Origin of the sequence: Streptomyces sp. NPDC056527 (assembly GCF_042794475.1) — a bacterium.
GTDB lineage: Bacteria > Actinomycetota > Actinomycetes > Streptomycetales > Streptomycetaceae > Streptomyces.
Map to the genome: position 1 here is coordinate 56,121 of NZ_JBHTTQ010000013.1, position 16,936 is coordinate 73,056.

Genomic DNA, 16,936 nt, shown 5'->3' on the forward strand with positions numbered 1-16,936 from the left:
CACCGTCGGGCGCCGGAATCATTCCGTCGCGGGGCCCACTGTGAGGCGGAGCACGAGGTGGCTGCCGGAGCGCGGGGCGTCGGTGTCCGGTGTCCAGCCGTGGGCGGAGTAGAAGGCCAGGGCCCGCTCGTTCCGCTCGAAGACCTCCAACCGGGCGGTCTCGACGCCCATGGATCGCCAGATCTCCACGCAGGCGCCGTGGAGCGCGGTGCCCACCCCGGCGCGCCACCGCGTGGGCAGGACATGGAGCTGGGTGAGCGTCATGACCCCGTCGACGCGGCCGTAGGCGGCGACGCCCACCGGCCGTCCGTCGTGCTCGGCACAGAGCACGGTGCCGCGCGCGACGGCCCTGCTCCAGCCCTCCCTGCTACGAGCGAGCTCCTCCGGTCCCTCGAACTCGACGTCGGGGATGTGGCCGCGGTAATAGGTGGACCGGGCCTCCAGGTGCAGGGCGGCGATGGCGTCGAGGTCGTCGGCGGTCGCGATTCTGATCATGACAACGGGGACGCGAGGGGGCCGCACGGCGGTTGCGGCGGGGAGGCCGCCGGGCCGGCCGAAGCCGCTCCCGCTGGTCAGCGCCCGCCCCTTGGACGTTCCGCCGATCGGAGCCGGCGCGCCTTGGTCGGTACGGCACCTTGCGGACGGGTGGGCAGGAGCACTGGACTGCCAAGGTCGACACGGCGGCATCGCCGGTAACAGGTCGCCGGTACAGAAGGAAGCGCATGTCACCCCTGCCCGACGGCCGCACGGCCTGGCCCGAGGAGTTCGTCGACCGCTACTGGATGGCCGGGCACTGGCGTGGCAACACGCTGGACAACCTGCTGCGCGGCTGGGCTCTGCAGTACGGGCGGCGGACCGCGCTCGTGCACGGCGCCACCCGCGTCACCTACGCGCAGCTCGACCGGCGCGTGGACCGCATGGCGGCCGGATTCCGGCTGCTCGACCTCCGGCCGGGGCAACGGGCCGTCGTGCAGCTCCCCAACGTTCCCGAGTTCGTCGTCACCGTGTTCGCGCTGATGCGCGCCGGTGTCGCCCCCGTGCTCTGCCCGGTCCGGTACCGCACGGCCGAGGTGTCCCACCTCGTGCGGGTCTCGGAGGCCGTCGGCTATGTCGGCCCGTCGACCTACGAGGGCTTCGACCACACGGCGATGGCCGCCGGCATCGCGGCCCAGGGGCCCTTCCTGCGCAGGGTGTTCACGTACGAGGAGCCTGGCGCCGCATCCCCGTACGGCGGCTTCACGACCGACCCGTCGGGCTGCCACTACTTCCCGCTGGGCTCCGTCGACGCCCCGCCGGCACCGGCGCACGCGCCGAGCGCCGACCAGGTGGCCTTCTTCCTGCTCTCCGGAGGACCCGACGGGACGCCCAGGCTCGTTCCACGCACCCACAACGACTACGCCTACCAGGCGCGGGCCGCCGCCGAACTGGTGTCGCTCACCGAGGACGACGTGTATCTGGCCGCGCTGCCCACCGGGTCCGCCTTCGCCCTCGGCTGCCCCGGTGTCGTCGGCACCCTCTCCGCCGGCGGAACCGTCGTCCTGGCCGACGACCCGGACCCCGCCGTATGCCTTCCGCTCGTCGAACGGGAGCGGGTCACCCTCACATCGGTGGAGCCCGCCGTCGCCCGAAGCTGGCTCGACGCGTTTCCCGCCACCGGAGCCGACGTGCGCAGTCTGCGGCTTCTCCAGGTCGGCGGCGCCCCCCTGCCGCGGGCGGACGCCGAGCGCGTGGGCCCCGAACTGGGCTGCCGTCTGCAGCAGGTCTTCACGCTGGCCGAGGGGCCGCTCACCCTCACCCGGCCCACCGATCCGGACGAGTCGGTGCTCACCACACAGGGCCGTCCGCTCTCGCCCGACGACGAGATCCGCCTGGTCGACGCCGCGGGTGAGGACGTGCCCGACGGGGAGCCCGGCGAACTCCTCGCCCGCGGCCCGTCCGTCCCGCGCGGCTACTTCCGCTCCCCCGACGACGACGCACGTTCCTTCACCCACGACGGCTGGTTCCGCACCGGCGCCCTCGCGCGACGCACTCCGGACGGCGACCTGGTGGTGACCGGCGGGCTCCGGGAGAGCGCGGACGAGAACGCCGCCTAGGACGGGGCGAAGTCCCGTCGGCCCGCGACGCCCGGCATGCGGGCTACGGGCCTCTGCGGTATCGCCCCGGGGCCACCCCGTACTCCCGTTTGAACGCCTTGGCGAAGGCGAACTCCGACGCATAGCCCGCGCGTTGGGCCACCGTTCGGAGCGGGGTGTCGTCGGAGCGGAGCAGTCGTCCCGCCGTCGTCATGCGCCACCACGTCAGATACGCCAGCGGCGGCCGGCCCACCAGCGTGGTGAAGCGGCGGGCGAAGGCCGCGCGGGAGAGGCCGCCCTCCGCACCGAGTTCCTCCACCGTCCACGGCCGGGCCGGGTCGGCGTGGATCGCACGGAGGGCGGCGGTGACGACCGGGTCGCTCAGGGCGGCGGACCAGCCGGTGGTGCGGTCGGGGCGTTCGGTGAGCCACCAGGTGCGCAGCATCAGGACGAGCAGGGTGTCGAGCAGGGCGGGCACGAGCGCGTCGGATCCGGGCTGCGGGTCGGCGAGTTCGGCGCCGAGCAGGTCGACCGCCGCGCGCAGCCGGGGGTGGGCGCCGGCACGGGCCGGTATGTGCACGTACGGCGGCAGCTCGGTGAAGAGGGGGTGGGCCCGGGCCCTGCTCACCTGGTACGCGCCGCACAGCAGCAGGGTCTGGTCCTCGCGGGCGGGTGCCCGGTCGGGCGGGGTCGGCCAGGAGCCGTCGGGAGCCTGCACGGCGTCGACGAGGGGGGCGTCGGGCCGCCCGGCGAGCCCGTGGCCGGTGCCGTGGGCGAGCAGGACCACGTCACCGGGGCGGAGTTCGACGGGCTCGCCGTCGCCCGGCGGCCTGAGCCAGGCCGCGCCCTGGACCACCACATGGAAGCCGGCGCCCTTGCTCGGCGGGAAACGCAGGCCCCAGGAGCCGGAGTTGACGGTACGGGAGGAGTGCGGGCGCCCGGTGCGCATGGCCGCGACGGCATCGCTCAGTACGTCCATGGCCGCACGGTACCGCGAGACGGACGGACATGGTGGGGAGGTCCTGGAACATGGAACGTCTCTCCGCGCCTGCCTACGGTCGAGGACATGACGACCGACATCACGACTGACACGACGACTCGGCAGACGACACGCGCGGTGCTGTTCCACGAGCTCGGGGGACCCGAGGTGCTGACCGTGGAGGAGGTTCCGCTCCCCGCGCCCGGCCCCGGCGAGGTGCTCCTCCGCGTCGAGGCGATCGGCCTGAACCGCGCCGAGGCCCTGTTCCGCGCGGGCACGTACTACTACCCGGCCACGCTCCCCGGATCCCGGCTCGGCTACGAGGCGGCGGGGGTGGTCGAGGCGGTCGGCGCGGGCGTCACGGCGTACGCCGTCGGCGATCCGGTGATGGCGGCCGCCAACTTCGACTTCGGGGTGCACGGGGTCTACGCGGAGCGGGTGGTGCTGCCCGAGGAGTACGTGGTGCGCAGGCCCGAGGGCGTGGACGCGGTGACCGCTGCCGCTTCGTGGCTGACGTACTCGACCGCGTACGGCGGCATGGTGGAGGCGGGCGGGCTGCGCCCGGGCGACCCGGTGGTGATCACGGGGGCGTCCAGCGGGGTGGGGACGGCCGCGATCCAGGTGGCGCTGCGGATCGGCGCGGTGCCGATCGCCACGACGCGGGGCGAGGGGAAGCGGCAGAGGCTGCTCGACCTGGGCGCGGCACGGGTGATCACGACCGAGAGCGAGTCCGTGGTGAAGGAGGTGCGGCGGTTCACCGGGGGCCGGGGCGCGCGTCTGGTGTTCGACGCCGTCGGCGGGCCGGGGTTCGCGGAGCTCGGGAACGCCCTGGGGCCGGGCGGCACGGCGGTGCTGTACGGCTGGCTTGATCCCCGGCCGGCCACGATGCCGATGAACTGGCCGCTCACCGTGCGGGGTTACGCCAACGGTGCGGTGGTGCGCGACGAGGAGGGGCGGCGCCGGATCGCCGGGTTCATCGGCTCCGGACTGCGCGACGGCTCGCTGGCGCCGGTGATCGCCCGGACCTTCGAGGGGTTGGAGCGGATCACCGACGCCCATCGGCTGATGGAGTCGGACACGCACATCGGAAAGATCGTCGTGCGTGTCTGACCGTGCCGGGCCGGGTCAGCGGCGCGGCAGGCCGAGCGGGTTGTCGTCGCGCAGCTCCGGCGGGAGCAGGTGCTGCGGCGTCGACTGGTAGGTGACCGGACGCAGCCAGCGCTCGATCGCCGTCGCGCCGACCGAGGTGGAGGTGGAGGTGGTGGCCGGGTAGGGCCCGCCGTGGTGCTGGGCGCCCGCCACCGCGACGCCGGTCGGCCAGCCGTTGACGAGCACGCGGCCCGCCAGCGGGGTCAGTTCGGCGAGCAGGGAGGCGGCCTCCGGGTCCTCCTCGGCCATCTGGAGCGTGGCCGTGAGGTTGCCGGGGAGCAGGCCGAGGACCGCGGTGATCTCCTCCCGCGTGGTGTAGCGGGCGACCAGGGTCACCGGGCCGAAGTACTCGTTCAGGACCGCCCGGTGGTCGCCCCCGAGCAGGATCTCGGCGTCGAAGGTCAGGAAGCCCGCGTTGACGGTGTGCGGCCCGCCGGGGCCGGGGTGGACGGGCGCGGTGACGCCGGCGATCTGGGCGAGCTCGTAGGTTCCGGTGAGGAAGTGGCCCCGCATCCGGTGGTCGAGCATCACTCCGGGCTCGGACTCGCTGATGGCGTCCGTGAGGGCGGACACGAAGCGGTCGCCCGCCTCGCCCGTGGGCGCCAGGACGAAGCCGGGCTTGGTGCAGAACTGCCCCTGGCCCATGGTCACGGAGGCCGCGAGTCCTGCCCCGATCTCGGCGGCCCGCTCCTCGGCGGCGGCCGCGGTGATCACGACCGGGTTGATCGAGCCGAGCTCGCCGTGGAAGGGGATGGGGACGGGCCGGGCCGCCGCCGCGTCGAACAGCGCCCGCCCTCCCCGTACGGAACCGGTGAAGCCGGCCGCCGCGACCAGCGGGTGGCGCACCAGCTCGACGCCCGCGTCGAAGCCGTGGACCAGGACGACCACGTCCTCCGGGAGCCCGACCTTGACCGCGGCCCGGCGCAGGATGGAGGCGCAGAGCTCGGAGGTGGCCGGGTGGTCGGGGTGGGCCTTGATCACGACGGGGCAGCCGGCCGCGAGGGCGCTGGCGGTGTCGCCGCCGGGGACGGAGAAGGCGAGCGGGAAGTTGCTGGCCGCGTAGACGGCGACGACCCCGAGCGGGATCTTCCAGCGGCGCAGGTCGGGCCGGGGCGGGGTCGTCGTCGGGTCGGGCAGGTCGATCCGTACGTCGAGGAAGGAGCCCTCGTCGACGACGTCGGCGAACGACCGCAACTGGGCGGTGGTGCGGGCGAGTTCGCCGGTGAGACGGACCGGGCCGAGTGCGGTCTCGGCGTCGGCGGCCTCGATGACGTTCGGCCCGGTCTCGTCGAGGAGGTCCGCGGCGGTACGGAGCAGGGCGGCCCGCGTCGTACGGTCGGCGAGCGCCTCGCGGGTGGCCGCCGCGGCGCGGACGGCCCGGTCGATCTCCTCCGCCGTGGCCTCCACCGCAACCTGTTCACGCGGCTTCCCCGTCCGGGGGTCCACACTCCACACTGGTTGAGCTGCCACCGCAACGCCCCTCGCTCGCACCCCGTTCGCTATTCTGAACAGAGTTCCTGTAGATGAATCAGGACTCTATTGACGGGCGTGCCGTCTCCACAAGAGGCACAAACAAGAGGGGCGAGGGCAATGTCGACAGCCGACACGGGTGGGGCCCAGGTCAAGTCCGCGGTGCGTACGGTGGAGCTGCTGGAGTACTTCGCCGGGCGTCCTGGGATGCACTCGCTCGCCGCCGTCCAGGAGGCGGTCGGCTACCCCAAGTCCAGTCTGTACATGCTGCTGCGCACCCTGGTCGAGCTGGGCTGGGTGGAGACGGACGCGACGGGCACGCGGTACGGCATCGGCGTACGGGCCCTGCTGGTCGGCACCTCTTACATCGACGGCGACGAGGTCGTGGCCGCCGCCCGGCCCACCCTGGACCGACTCTCCGACGACACCACCGAGACCATCCACCTGGCGCGACTCGACGGCACCAACGTGGTCTATCTGGCGACCCGTCAGTCCCAGCACTACCTGCGGCCGTTCACCCGCGTCGGGCGCCGGCTGCCCGCCCATTCGACCTCGCTCGGCAAGGCCCTGCTCGCCACCCACAGCGACGAACAGGTCCGCAAGCTGCTCCCGGAGACGCTGCCGGCGCTGACCGAGCACACGATCACCGACCGCGAGAAGCTCATCGAGGAGCTGCACCTCATCCGCGAGCAGGGGTACGCCGTGGACCGCGAGGAGAACACCCTCGGGCTGCGCTGCTTCGGCATCGCGATCCCCTACCGGACCCCGGCGCGGGACGCGATCAGCTGCTCGGTGCCGGTCGCCCGGCTGACCCCCGGACACGAGCAGATGATCAAGGACGCGCTCTTCGACGCGCGCGACCGGCTGACGCTGGCGACCCGCCGCCTCTGATCAGGAACGGGCGGCGAGCGCCTGCTGCCACACCGGGCTGTCGACGTAGTGGTTGTCGTACCGCTCGGAGGACTCCTTGATCTCCTCGAAGCTCGCCTCGCCGCGCATCACGCGCCCGAGCAGCCGCAGGTAGTCGAAGCGGGCCATGCCGGGCGTGAAGACGAACAGGACGTCGGCCTCGGCCCCCGGCGCCGCGGCGAAGGCATGCGGGGTGTGCGGCGGCACGAGCAGGAAGTCGCCCTGCTCCAGGACTGTCAGCTCCTCGCCGAGCAGCACCTGGAGCGAGCCGCCGAGCACGTAGAACATCTCCGACGCCTTGGTGTGGAAGTGCGCCGGGGCGCCGACGGCACCCTTCGCGAAGGTCGAGCGGTAGCTGGTGAGCTGCCCGCCGGTGGTGTCGGAGTCGGCGAGGAGGGTCATCACGCTGCTCGGGTCCGCGGTGGTCTCGGCGGTGGCGGCGCGGGTGAGGAGCGGGGCGAAGGTCTGCGTCGTGTTCATGAAGATCACTTTACGATGGCCGATGACCGGGTGAGGGGTGCATTTCCGCCAAGAAATCATGGGTCAATTCAAGATGGGCCGAAGATCGTCTCCCCCGCGCGGCGGAGGCGGTTCGTCGGTGGGAAGGACGTGGCGGGCCCGGCCCGCGGGAGAGCGTGAGGCCATGACACGGACCGCTTCCCTCCCTGCCCCCGCACCGGCCTCCCGACCGGGCACCGCCCGCCGGATCCTGCGCGCCCTCGCCGTCGTCGCCTGCCTCCCGTACATCTCGCTCAAGATCGCCTGGATCGCGGGCAGCGAGGTCGGCATCCCGGCCGGCAGCGTGCTCCTGGAGCACCGGACGCTGTTGATCGTCGCCAACGCGGTCACCGTGGCGATGGACGCCGTGGTGGTCGTCCTCGCCCTGCTGCTCACCCGGCCGTGGGGCCTGCGGGTGCGCGCCTGGCTGCTCGCGTTCCCGCTGTGGGCCGCGACCGGGCTGCTGGCCCCGATCATGATCGGCTTCCCCGCGCAGATCGTGGTCTCCCTCCTCACCGGGCCGCAGCGGACCGGGTCCCGCGAACCGTTCCTCGACGAGTGGGTCTTCGGGGTCGTCTACGGCGGCTTCATCGCCCAGGGGCTCGCGCTCGGCATCCTCTTCGTCCTGTACGTACGGGACCGCTGGGCGCACGTCTGGCGCGGCGCCCTGGGCGAGCTGCCCGACCGGCTCTGCGGCACCGGCACCCGCGCCACGGCCGTCGTCGCCTCGCTGCTCGCCCTGGCACCGGTCGCCGTCCATCTGATGTGGGGGCTCGGCTCGACCCGGGGTCTCTCGCCGGCGCAGATCGCCCGGCGCACCGGCGACTTCTACGTCCTGGAGTGGATGCGGGCACTGTTCATCGCGGTCGCCGTCGTCGCCGTGCTGCTGCTGGTCCTTCGGTGGGCCCGGTCGCTGTCCGTCCGTACGACCCTCGGCCTGGCCTGGGTCGGCTCGGGCGGCGTGGGGTGCTGGGGCGCGTACATGACCCTGGTGTCGCTCATGCCGAGCACCGATCCGGCCGATCCGTTCACCCGCCTCGCACAGCTGACCTACGCTGGGGAAATGATCACCGGGTTCCTGCTGGCCGGCTGCCTGGCCGTCTTCCTCCGGCAGCGGAGTACGAGCGCGTGAGACGTCCGTTCGGGCTGCTCCTGGGGCAGCGGGCCAGGTTCCGCTGGGTCCATCTGATCCTGGGCGGCGCCGTGTTCATGCCGTACTGGCTCGTCGGCACCGTGGTCGTGGGCTGGTTCGGCGACGGGGGCTCGATGTTCACGGCGAGCCTGAGCATGCAGTTCGGGGCGTACGGGGTCGGTCTGCCGCTCGCCGCGGTCACCTCGCTCTTCCCGCTGACCCGGCCGATGTCGGTGGCGGCGGCGCGGGCGCTGTGCGGGATCCCGGCGGACCGGCTCGCGGACGGTCCGGCGCGCGGCCGGAGCGCCAAGGCACGGACGGCGGGCTGGTTCACGCTCCATCTGGGAGTGGGCGCGCTGATCAGCGGGGCGACGCTGGCCCTGCCGCCGTTCGCGGTCTCGGTGATGGCGCTGTCGTTCTCGGCGTCGCTGCGGGAGTCGGAGCTGACCACGCTCTGGGGTCTGGACCGGCCGTGGGTGCAGTGGTTCGGTTTCCCGGCCGGACTCGCGATGCTCATCGCGCTCGCCGCCGTCGTGGCGGCCGTCGGGGAGTTGCTGGCACGGCAGGCCCCGAGGCTGCTCGGGCCCAGCCCGGCGGACCGGCTCGCGGCGGCCGAGCGGCGCGCCGCGGAGCTGGCCGTGCGCAACCGGCTCGCCCGCGAGCTGCACGACTCGGTCGGCCACGCCCTGAGCGCCGTGACGCTCCAGGCGGGGGCGGCGCGGCGGGTGCTGGACAGCGATCCGGAGTTCGTACGGGAGGCGCTCGCGGCGATCGAGGAGACCACCCGGCGCACGGTCGGCGAGCTGGACTCCGTCCTCGGGCTGCTGCGTCAGGGCGAGGACGACGGGGAGTTGCCCGGGCTGCCGCTCGACGCCCTGGACTCGCTGGTGAAGGGCGCGGGGCCGGGGGTGGAGCTGTCGGTGTCCGGAGACCTCGACCGGGTGCCGGAGGCGGTGTCGAGGGAGGCGTACCGGATCGTCCAGGAGGGGCTGACGAACGCGGCACGGTACGCGGGCGGCGGGCGCGTGACCGCGCGGCTCGCCCTGCACGACGACGAGTTGGAGATCACGATGGAGAACCCCCTGCCCGCCCACGCGCCGATCGCCCGCCCCGACGGCGGCCGCGGTCTCCTCGGCATCGGGGAGCGTGCCCGCCTCCTGGGCGGTACGTCGGAGGCCGGCCCGGTGGAGGACGCCTGGCGCCTCGCGGTGCGGCTGCCGCTCGGAGGTGGCCGGTGATCAGCGTGGTGCTGGCGGACGACGAGCGGATGGTTCGGACCGCGCTGCGGGTGATCCTCGACGCGGAGCCCGACCTGGAGGTGGTGGGCGAGGCGTCGACGGGCGCCGAGGCGGTGTCGGTGGTGCGTGAGCGGCGGCCGGACGTGGTCCTGATGGATGTGCGGATGCCGGAGATCGACGGGATCCGGGCGACCGAGAAGATCCTCGCGGGGATGGCGGAGCCGCCGCGGATCGTGGTGGTGACGACCTTCGAGAACGACTCGTACGTGTACGACGCGCTGCGGGTGGGCGCGGCGGGGTTCCTGCTGAAGCGGGCGGCGGCCGAGGAGCTGGTGGACGCGGTCCGGCTGGTCGCGCGCAGCGACTCCCTGCTCTACCCGGCGGCGGTCCGCGGCCTCGCCGCCGAACACGCCCGCCGCCGTCCCCCGGCGGCACCGCCCTGGGTGGCCCGGCTGACCGAGCGGGAGGCGGAGGTGCTGCGCCAGGTGGCGAAGGGCCTGACGAACGCGGAGATCGCCGGCCGGATGGGCGTGGGCCCGGCGACGGTGAAGTCCCACGTGGCGGCGGTCCTGGCGAAGACGGGCGCCCGGGACCGAACCCAGGCGGTGATCCTGGCGTACGAATCGGGATTCATCAGCCCGGGCTGACGACACCTACGGGCCCGGCCGACCGGGCGGGGCCGGGTGGGGCGGGCCGGCCCGGTCGCCGGGGCCGAGGCCGGTCGTCGGGCCTGGACAGAGTCTCGGCGCGCATGAACGTTTCCTGAGAAACGGGACACATCCGGAACGCCGCGCCCCCTCCCACTCGTCCCGCATATGGGATGAACAAGACGATCAGGCGCGCCTCGGTCTTCTCGCTGCTCCTGGTGCTCGCCCTGCTGGGGCGGGCGACCTGGGTGCAGGCGTACGAAGCCAAGGCCCTCGCGGACGACAAGAAGAACCGGCGGAACGTGATGGCGCAGTACGCGCAGCCGCTCGGGAACATCATCGTGGCCGGTTCGCCGGTCACCGGATCGAAGGAGACGGAGGGCAGCGATCTCGCGTACAAGCGCAGCTACACCGACGGCGAGCTCTACTCGGCCGTCACCGGCTACAGCTCGCAGGCCTACGGCGCCACCCAGCTGGAGGGCATCTACTCCGATGTCCTGGACGGCACCGACACCCGGCTGAAGAATCCGCTGGACGCCCTCACCGGCAAGCAGCAGGAGCCCGGTGATGTGCTCACGACCATCGACCCGGCCGTGCAGAAGGCCGCCTACGAGGCGCTCGGCGACAAGAAGGGCGCGGCCGTCGCCATCGACCCGAAGACCGGCCGGATCCTGGGCATGGTCTCCACACCCTCGTACGACCCCTCGAAGATCGCCGGCCTGACCGACGGCTCCACCTGGCAGGAGCTGACCACGGACAAGGACAAGCCGCTCGTCAACCGGGCGCTGCGGCAGCCGCTGCCGCCGGGCTCCACCTTCAAGCTGGTCGTGGCGGCGGCCGCGCTGGAGAACGGTCTCTACGGTTCCGTGGACACACCGACCGACAGCCCCAACCCGTACAAGCTGCCCGATTCCACCCGCTACCTGGAGAACGAGAACCCCTCCGCTCCCTGCGAGAACGCCACGATCCGCACCGCGCTCCAGTACTCCTGCAACAACGTCTTCGCCAAGATCGCCGTCGATCTCGGCCAGGACGAGGTGAAGGCGATGGCGGAGAAGTTCGGCTTCAACGACGCCGAGCAGGACGTGCCCGTCCGTGCCTACGCGAGCGTGTACCCGTCCGGCATGGACAAGCCGCAGACCGCGCTCACCGGCATCGGCCAGTTCGATGTGACGGCGACGCCGCTCCAGATCGCCATGGTGTCCGCGGCGATCGCCAACGACGGGCTCATGGCGGCGCCCCACATGGTGTCGAAGGTCGTCGACTCCGACGGCGACACCCTGGAGTCCTTCGAGGACGGGGACACCGAGCGGATCGTCTCGTCCGAGACGGCACAACAGCTGCGCAGCGCGATGGTGACCGTGGTCGACAAGGGCACCGGCACGAACGCGGCGATCCCCGGCGCCGAGGTGGGCGGCAAGACGGGCACCGCCCAGCACGGCGAGAACAACAGCAAGACGCCGTACGCCTGGTTCACCTCCTACGCCAAGGACTCGGACACCGGCAAGGAGGTCGCGGTCGCCGTACTGATCGAGGACGCCGGGGCCGCACGCTCGGAGGTCAGCGGCAACAGGCTCGCGGCCCCGGTGGCGCAGAAGATGATGAAGGCCGCGCTGAAGTGACCTACCGGTCCAGGGGCCTCGCCATGAACAGGGCGGTCTCGCCCTCGGACTCAGTGCCGGTGTAGAGCGTGGTGTCCAGGCCGCAGAGCCGGAACCCCATGCGCCGGTAGGCCCGTACCGCCGGGACGTTGACGCTGGTGACCTCCAGCCAGGCGGTACGGGCGCCGCGCTCGCGGCCGTGGTCCAGGGCGCGGCGCATCAGCTCGCCGCCGATCCCCCGGCCGCGGTGGGCGGGGTCGACGGTGACCTGGTGGACGACGAGGCGCCGGTTCCACTCCTCCACACCGACGGCGATGAAGCCGACGGGCGTCCCGGCGGCGTCGACGGCCACGATCTCGTGCACGTCCGCCTCCGCGCCCTCCTCGCCCGGGCCCTCCTCGTCCTCCACCGGGAAGACCTTGACGAGCGGCGGTTCGACGGCGACGAGCCGCAGCCCGAAACCGACGTCCCCGGCCGCGACTTCGTAGACGTGCTCCGTGGTGAAGGAGTCGTCGAGGACGGCGAGGGCCGATTGGTCGGCGGGCCCCGCGACACGGTATGCAAGGTCATTCATGAACCGAGCATAGTTTCGACCTCGCGGAGGACCGCCGTGCGATTGCCCCGTTCCCTGTCCGGCTGGACCATGGCCGTCTTCGGACTCCTCGCCGCGACGCTGGGAGTGGTGGGCCTCGTGGCCCCCGACGCCCTGCTCACCGTCATGGGCTTCGAGCCCGTACCCGACGCGAGCCGCGCGGACGGGGATCACACGCTCGTCTTCCTCACCGCGTCCTCGATGGCCGCGCTCAACATGGGCGTCTACTACGTCCTGGCCGCGCTCGCGGACTGGAAGCCCTTCTTCCGATGGACGGTCCCGTTCCGGCTCCTCACCTGCGCCGTCTTCACCCTCGCGGTCGTCACCGGCCGCGCACCGGCCGGCTTCCTCGGCGTCGGTCTGTGGGAGGGTCTGGGCGCACTGGTGACGGGGGCCGCCCTGCGGTACGAGAACCGGGCCGGGAAGAGCGCGGTGGCGTGAACCCGCGCTCTTCCGACGATCTGACCGCGACCTTCGCCCGACTCGGCGGCGAGGAGGACCAAAAGGTCTGGAGCGAGCTGTGGGACGACCTGTGTCACCAGGGGTCCGTCTACGAGGACAGCTTCCCCGCCCTGCCGTTCCTGACGGCGATCGCGACGGGCCGCGCTGCCGGTGAGCCGACGGAGGCCGTGCTGATGGCGGGCCTGATCGTCTCGGCGGCGGACGAGGAGCACACGGATCGGTACGCGCGGGAGATCGCCGAACTCCTCCCCGTGTCCCGCGGCCTGCTCGACGCGACGGACGACGTCTCCGCCTTCGTGTACATGCTCCAGTGCGTGCTGGCCCTCGAGGGCGAGCGGGTGTGGAGCGCGGCGCGCCTGGAGGGGCTGATGGAGGAGGAGTACGAGGTGGACTGCCCGCACTGCTCCTCGGACCTCTTCATCGCCTTCGGCGAGCACGGCACCTTCGCCTCGGCCGGCGACTACGTGAGTGCGGACCCGGTCACGTCCGACCTGCTGCCCACGGCCCCGGCCGACCTCGACCCGCTCCCCGCGCGCCTGCGCCACATGGCTCTGGAAGCGGGCCACGAGGAGGTGGCACGAGGACTGACCCATCTCTTCGGACGGGCCGTCTGCCCGGACTGCGAGGGCGAGTTCACAGTGTCGGACCAGGTCGAGGAGAGGTACTGATGCGCGATCCACTCGCGGGGCTGGACGCCATCGGCTGGGCGGGGCTGCGGCACGCCTACGGATCGGCCGAGGACGTGCCCGGAATGCTGCGGGACCTGTACCTGCCGGAGAAGGCGGCCCGGGCCTCCGACGACCTGTTGACCCATGTCCACCACCAGGGCGGCTGCGTCGAGACCTCCGCCGCGCCTGCCGTGCCGTACGTGCTCCGGGCCGCGGCCGAACCGGGCATCGAGCCGGCGGTCCGCCAGGAGCTGGTCGAACTGCTCGGCGCCATCGCCTACTCGGGCAACACCGCCCAGGCCCGGTTCGTCGACCGGGCCTGGCCCGCCGCCTGGGACTTGGCGGTGACGGGACTCCTCCCTCTGCTCGACGCGCCGGAGGCCGCGATCCGCCTGGCGGCGGCGGACGCCCTCGCCGAGGCCCGTCACCGGGCCGACGAGGTGCTCACGGCGTTGCGGACCCGGTGGGCCGCGGAGCCGGACGCGGACGCCCGGAACCAACTCGTCGACTCCGTAGGCTCGTTGACGCCTCACTCCGAGGAGCAGCGGGACGCGTCCCTCGGCTGGCTGCGCGGGCTGACGGACGGCGGCGAGCCGGCGGGTGTCCGCCTCGCCGCCGTGAAGGCGCTGCACACCGCGCTGCGGGGGCAGGTCGACGACGCGTACGCGCGGACCGTGTCCGAGGTCCTGCTGGGCGGCGATCCGGCCACCTGGCAGCCGGACACCGCGCACGTCGAGTGGACCGTGGCGCGCACGATCGGCCTGCTGGACACCGACCCGACGGAGCAGATCACCGCGATCCGGAGCCTGCTGGCACATCCGGACGCGGCCGTGCGGACAGGTGCGCTGAAAGCGGCGGCCGACGCGATGGCCCGGCGGCGCTCCGCAGTACCCGCGCTGCTGCCGACCGTCGCCCCTCTGCTGTCCGACCCCGAGCCCGGCCACCGTCTCTTCGCCGCCCGGGTCCTCGGCATGTGCGGTCGCTCGGCCCGCCCCTGGGCCGACGCGCTGGCGGTCATGGTCACGGACGAGGGCGAGCCTCACCTGCCCGCTCAGGACCACGCCGTCTGGGCCCTGTCCCGGCTCGGGGACGCCCGGTGCGTACCCCCGCTCGTGGAGCGTCTCGCCGGGCAGCGGCTGGGATTCGCGGATCACGAGACCCATGCCGACGGCTGGTGGACGTACGAGCTGAGCCTGGTCGAGACCGCGGGCGGTCTCGCCGCCCACGCCGACGTCCTGCTGCCGCCCCTGCGATCCCGGCTCGCGGCCGCCTCGACCCTCGGCGAGCGCCGGGCGCTCTGCCGACTCCTGGAGCGCTGGGGTCCCGCGGCGGTTCCCGCGATCCCCGAACTGCTGCCTCTCCTGGACACCGACTGCGCCGTGTGGGCTCTGGACGCGCTCGCCGCGATCGGCCCCAGGGCTGCGGAGGCCGTGCCCCGGGAGCGACTGCGGGCTCTGCTCCCAGCCCCTTCCGAGGGCTGGTCGTTCGCGGGACCCGCCCTCGCGCTCGCGTACGGACGGCTCACCGGCGACCGGGAGCCGGCGCTCGCCCTGCTGCTTCCCCAGATGGGCGAGCCTTACGGCCGGGACAACGCCGTCACGCTGCTCGGGGAACTGGGGCCCTCGGGAGCGCCGTACGTCCAGCAGCTGCAGGCACTCCTCACCCGGCACAGGACGAGCTGGCTACCGCTGCGCGTCGGCGCGGCGCTGTGGCGGATCACCGGAGAGACGGACGAGGTCGTCCCCGTTCTCGTCGCGGCGATCGAGCCCTTCGCCGGGGAGAGCGGGAAAGCCACCCGCGCGGTCACCGAGACCATCAGGCTGCTCGGCGAGATCGGCCCGCCCGCCGCCGAGGCCGCACCCTTCCTGCGCCGGTTCCTCGACGCCGACGAGCGTCCGGTCAAGCACGGGACATGGCGCTCGGTGCCGGACGACGACGAGCTGCGCGACGCCGCGTGCGCCGCGCTGCTCGCCGTCTCCCGCACGGAAGGCGCTACCTGACGCCGAGCAGCTGCTCGATCGGGTCGATCGCGAAGTAGACGGCGAACAGCGCGGCCGTCCCCCACAGCAGCCAGTGCACCTCGCGCGCCTTGCCGAGGACGGCCTTGATGACGACGTAGGCGAGGAATCCGGCGCCGATGCCGTTGGTGATCGAGTAGGTGAAGGGCATGACGGCGATCGTCAGGAAGGCCGGGATGGCGATCTCGTAGCTGGTCCAGTCGATGTGCCGGACCTGGGCCATCAGCAGGAAGCCGACGGCGACCAGGGCGGGCGCGGCGGCCTGGGCGGGGACGACGGTGGCCAGTGGGGTGAGGAAGAGGGCGAGGGCGAACAGGCCGCCGGTGACCACCGAGGCGAAGCCGGTGCGGGCGCCCTCGCCGACGCCGGCCGCCGACTCGATGTAGGAGGTGTTCGAGGAGGCGGAGGCGGCGCCGCCCGCGGCGGCGGCGACACCGTCGATGAGCAGGACGCGGCCGAGGTGCGGGACCTTGCCGTTCTCGTCGAGGAGCCCGGCCTCGCTGGAGACTCCGACGACGGTGCCCATGGTGTCGAAGAAGTCGCTGAGCAGCAGCGTGAAGACGAGCAGGACGAGGGTGACGACACCGATCTGCTCGAAGGCGCCGAGGAGGCTGAACGAGCCGACGAGCCCGAAGTCGGGCGCGGCGACGATGTCCTCGGGAACCGCGGGGACGGTCAGGCCCCAGGCGGCCGCCGGGATGTCGGCGATCTCGTTGATCACGATCGCGACGAGGGTCATGGCCACGATGGAGAGGAGGATCGCGCCCTTCACCTTGCGGGCCATGAGCGCGACGGTGAGCAGGACGCCGAGACAGAAGACGAGCATCGGCCAGCCCGAGAGGTGCCCGCCGGCGCCGAGTTGGACGGGGACGGTGCCGGTCTCGCCGGGGATGCGGGTCACGAAGCCGGCATCGATGAAGCCGATGAAGGCGATGAAGAGACCGATGCCGACGCTGATGGCCTGTTTGAGCGCCTGCGGGATGGCGTGCATGACGGCTTCGCGGAGCCCGGTGACGACCAGGACGCAGATCAGGATGCCTTCGAGGACGACGAGCCCCATCGCGTCCGGCCAGCTCATGAGGGGTGCGAGCTGGAAGGCGACGACGGCGTTCAGTCCGAGTCCGGCGGCGACGGCGAGCGGCAGGTTCCCGCCGACGCCCATCACGACGGTCATGACGGCGGCCACCAGGGCGGTGACGGTCGCCAGTTGGGCTCCGCTGAGCTGGTGGCCGAACTTGTCCTCCGCGCTGCCCAGGATGATCGGGTTGAGCACGAGGATGTAGGCCATGGTGAAGAACGTGGCGAGGCCGCCGCGTATCTCCCGGCCGAGGGTCGATCCCCTGGCGCTGATCTCGAAGTACCGGTCGACCGGGCTGGTTCTGATGTCGAACATGACTCTCCTCGGGACGGCTGGCTGGATTGTGCCCAGCCGAGCGCCCTTTCAGGTGTCCCCGGTGTAACGGCGTCGGTCCCCGCGCCCCCTCTAGGGCATCTGCCCGAT

Annotated in this window: 16 protein-coding genes; 10 read left to right on the forward strand and 6 right to left on the reverse strand. The window is 72.7% G+C overall.

The features are described 5' to 3' along the window. Positions 1–18: 18 nt before the first annotated feature. Positions 19–495, reverse strand: coding sequence for a GNAT family N-acetyltransferase (locus ACFQ7Q_RS10075; RefSeq protein WP_383551946.1), 477 nt, complete (start codon positions 493–495; stop codon positions 19–21). A gap of 227 nt (positions 496–722) precedes the next feature. On the opposite strand from ACFQ7Q_RS10075, the gene ACFQ7Q_RS10080 reads away from it, so the two are divergent. Further along, entirely contained in the window at positions 723–2,093 is a 1,371-nt protein-coding gene (locus ACFQ7Q_RS10080) for a (2,3-dihydroxybenzoyl)adenylate synthase (RefSeq protein WP_383551948.1), read from the forward strand. A 43-nt stretch (positions 2,094–2,136) separates the two neighbouring features. Here the strand turns inward: ACFQ7Q_RS10080 and ACFQ7Q_RS10085 are convergent, their stop codons facing one another. Then, on the reverse strand, positions 2,137–3,051 hold the full coding sequence (locus ACFQ7Q_RS10085; protein ID WP_383551950.1) for an AraC family transcriptional regulator: 915 nt from the start codon (positions 3,049–3,051) through the stop codon (positions 2,137–2,139). Between the two features lie 87 nt (positions 3,052–3,138). Between ACFQ7Q_RS10085 and ACFQ7Q_RS10090 the strand changes: the two genes are divergently transcribed. Next, entirely contained in the window at positions 3,139–4,161 is a 1,023-nt protein-coding gene (locus ACFQ7Q_RS10090; RefSeq protein ID WP_383551952.1) for a zinc-dependent alcohol dehydrogenase family protein, read from the forward strand. A gap of 15 nt (positions 4,162–4,176) precedes the next feature. Here the strand turns inward: ACFQ7Q_RS10090 and ACFQ7Q_RS10095 are convergent, their stop codons facing one another. Continuing rightward, a complete protein-coding gene (locus tag ACFQ7Q_RS10095; RefSeq protein WP_383551954.1) occupies positions 4,177–5,670 on the reverse strand; it encodes an aldehyde dehydrogenase (NADP(+)) in 1,494 nt (497 codons plus the stop codon). Between the two features lie 120 nt (positions 5,671–5,790). Between ACFQ7Q_RS10095 and ACFQ7Q_RS10100 the strand changes: the two genes are divergently transcribed. Next, entirely contained in the window at positions 5,791–6,561 is a 771-nt protein-coding gene (locus ACFQ7Q_RS10100) for an IclR family transcriptional regulator (protein WP_329122037.1), read from the forward strand. On the opposite strand, the gene ACFQ7Q_RS10105 is transcribed toward ACFQ7Q_RS10100, so the two are convergent. Beyond that, a complete protein-coding gene (locus ACFQ7Q_RS10105) occupies positions 6,562–7,059 on the reverse strand; it encodes a cupin domain-containing protein (protein WP_383551956.1) in 498 nt (165 codons plus the stop codon). It abuts the gene before it with no gap. Positions 7,060–7,222: 163 nt separating this feature from the next. Here ACFQ7Q_RS10105 and ACFQ7Q_RS10110 point away from each other — a divergent pair, with 163 nt between their 5' ends. The 4 genes from ACFQ7Q_RS10110 (at position 7,223) to ACFQ7Q_RS10125 (ending at position 11,716) form a co-directional block, all read left to right on the forward strand. Beyond that, entirely contained in the window at positions 7,223–8,209 is a 987-nt protein-coding gene (locus ACFQ7Q_RS10110; RefSeq protein WP_383551958.1) for a hypothetical protein, read from the forward strand. Then, complete coding sequence (locus ACFQ7Q_RS10115; protein WP_383551960.1) at positions 8,206–9,447, forward strand: sensor histidine kinase; 1,242 nt, start codon at positions 8,206–8,208, stop codon at positions 9,445–9,447. The genes ACFQ7Q_RS10110 and ACFQ7Q_RS10115 overlap by 4 nt, the downstream gene beginning before the upstream one ends. A gap of 29 nt (positions 9,448–9,476) precedes the next feature. After that, entirely contained in the window at positions 9,477–10,094 is a 618-nt protein-coding gene (locus ACFQ7Q_RS10120) for a response regulator (protein ID WP_383552061.1), read from the forward strand. A gap of 173 nt (positions 10,095–10,267) precedes the next feature. Beyond that, the gene (locus ACFQ7Q_RS10125) at positions 10,268–11,716 is read left to right on the forward strand and encodes a peptidoglycan D,D-transpeptidase FtsI family protein (protein ID WP_383551962.1); all 1,449 of its coding nucleotides are present in this window, start codon (positions 10,268–10,270) and stop codon (positions 11,714–11,716) included. A gap of 1 nt (position 11,717) precedes the next feature. Here the strand turns inward: ACFQ7Q_RS10125 and ACFQ7Q_RS10130 are convergent, their stop codons facing one another. Continuing rightward, on the reverse strand, positions 11,718–12,269 hold the full coding sequence (locus ACFQ7Q_RS10130; protein ID WP_383551964.1) for a GNAT family N-acetyltransferase: 552 nt from the start codon (positions 12,267–12,269) through the stop codon (positions 11,718–11,720). 69 nt (positions 12,270–12,338) lie between these two features. On the opposite strand from ACFQ7Q_RS10130, the gene ACFQ7Q_RS10135 reads away from it, so the two are divergent. Genes ACFQ7Q_RS10135 through ACFQ7Q_RS10145 form a run of 3 tightly spaced genes read left to right on the forward strand, consistent with a single transcriptional unit; the run spans position 12,339 to position 15,417 of the window. Further along, positions 12,339–12,728: a hypothetical protein gene (locus ACFQ7Q_RS10135; RefSeq protein WP_383552063.1), complete on the forward strand. Its 390-nt coding sequence runs from the start codon at positions 12,339–12,341 to the stop codon at positions 12,726–12,728. Further along, on the forward strand, positions 12,725–13,417 hold the full coding sequence (locus ACFQ7Q_RS10140) for a hypothetical protein (RefSeq protein WP_383551966.1): 693 nt from the start codon (positions 12,725–12,727) through the stop codon (positions 13,415–13,417). Before ACFQ7Q_RS10135 ends, ACFQ7Q_RS10140 begins: the two co-directional genes overlap by 4 nt. Then, entirely contained in the window at positions 13,417–15,417 is a 2,001-nt protein-coding gene (locus ACFQ7Q_RS10145) for a hypothetical protein (RefSeq protein ID WP_383551968.1), read from the forward strand. Before ACFQ7Q_RS10140 ends, ACFQ7Q_RS10145 begins: the two co-directional genes overlap by 1 nt. Here ACFQ7Q_RS10145 and ACFQ7Q_RS10150 read toward each other — a convergent pair. Next, positions 15,410–16,828 carry an NCS2 family permease gene (locus ACFQ7Q_RS10150; protein ID WP_383551970.1) on the reverse strand — a complete coding sequence of 473 codons (1,419 nt, stop codon included), beginning with the start codon at positions 16,826–16,828 and terminating at the stop codon, positions 15,410–15,412. The genes ACFQ7Q_RS10145 and ACFQ7Q_RS10150 overlap by 8 nt on opposite strands. Between the last annotated feature and the right edge of the window lie 108 nt (positions 16,829–16,936).